Annotated in this window: 2 protein-coding genes; both read left to right on the top strand. The window is 70.9% G+C overall.

The features are described 5' to 3' along the window. Positions 1-405 (top strand): GntR family transcriptional regulator (locus ABEA43_RS67720; RefSeq protein ID WP_345581557.1); only part of this gene is annotated, 405 nt, incomplete at its 5' end. Further along, a partial coding sequence (locus ABEA43_RS67715) for an ABC transporter ATP-binding protein (RefSeq protein ID WP_345581554.1) occupies positions 402-1,270 on the top strand: 869 nt, incomplete at its 3' end. The genes ABEA43_RS67720 and ABEA43_RS67715, both read left to right, overlap by 4 nt.

The following is a 1,270-nucleotide window of genomic DNA, read 5'->3' as shown; positions in this document are numbered from 1 at the left end:
ATGGAGGAACCGGTGATCGAGTTCCATCTGGACGGCAAGTCCGGTGTCGCGCCGTATCTGCAGCTCGTCCAGCAGGTACGCCACGCGCTACGGCTCGGCGTGCTGCGCGAGGGCGATCGGCTGCCGACCGTCAAAGAGGTCGTGGCACAGCTGGCCATCAACGCCAACACCGTGCTCAAGGCCTACCGGGAGCTCGAACACGAGGGCCTGGCCGCCGCCCGCCCCGGCGTGGGCACGTTCGTGACCGCCACCCTGTCGGGCGCCTCCCTGGCCGCGCACGGCCCGCTGCGGCTGGAGCTGCGGCGCTGGCTCACCAAGGCACGCCGGGCCGGCCTCGACGAGGAAAGCATCGAGGCCCTGTTCCTGACCACCTTCCGGACCACCGCTGAGGAGGACATAGCGTGACCTCTGTCCTACAAGCCCAGGCACTGGGCAAAAGATACGGCCGCCGCTGGGCGCTGCGCGAATGCACCATCGACATCCCGGCCGGCCACGTCGTCGGCCTGGTCGGCCCCAACGGCGCCGGCAAGACCACCCTGCTCAAACTCGCCTGCGGCCAGCTGCAACCGAGCGCCGGCGCCATCACCGTGCTCGGCGGCCGCCCCGCCGGCACCCCCGCCCAGCTGGCCCGGGTCGGATTCGTCGCCCAGGACACCCCCGTCTACGCCGCACTCAGCGTCGAGGACCACCTACGCCTGGGCGCCCGCCTCAACCCCCACTGGGACACCAGCATGGCCCGCGAGCGCATCACGCAACTCGGCCTGCTCCCCCGCCAGCGCGCGGGCAAACTGTCCGGCGGCCAGCGCGCCCAGCTCGCCCTCACCCTCGGCCTGGCCAAACGCCCCGACCTGCTCATCCTGGACGAACCCGTCGCCTCCCTCGACCCACTGGCCCGCCGCGAATTCCTGCAACACCTGATGGAAGCCACCGTCGAACACACCGTCAGCGTCGTCCTGTCCTCCCACCTGGTCTCCGACCTGGAACGCATCTGCGACTACCTGATCGTCCTGGTCGACTCCCGCGTCCAGGTCGCCGGCGAGGTCGACCAGCTACTGGCCACCCACCACCGGCTCACCGGCCCCCGCCGCGACCCCGACCGGCTCCCCGACGGCCAGCAGATCATCTCCGCACGACACACCGACCGGCAGAGCACCTACGTCGTCCGCACCGACGCCCCGATCCACGACCCCGCCTGGATGGTCAGCCGGCTCAGCATGGAAGACCTCGTCCTGGCCTACATGGACCAGCGCACCGCCGAGAACCGCCGCAC

It is taken from the genome of Nonomuraea rosea (assembly GCF_039539705.1).
Classification (GTDB): domain Bacteria; phylum Actinomycetota; class Actinomycetes; order Streptosporangiales; family Streptosporangiaceae; genus Nonomuraea; species Nonomuraea rosea.
Note: the sequence above shows the minus strand (reverse complement) of the source record. Positions and strands in the feature narration are given on the sequence as shown.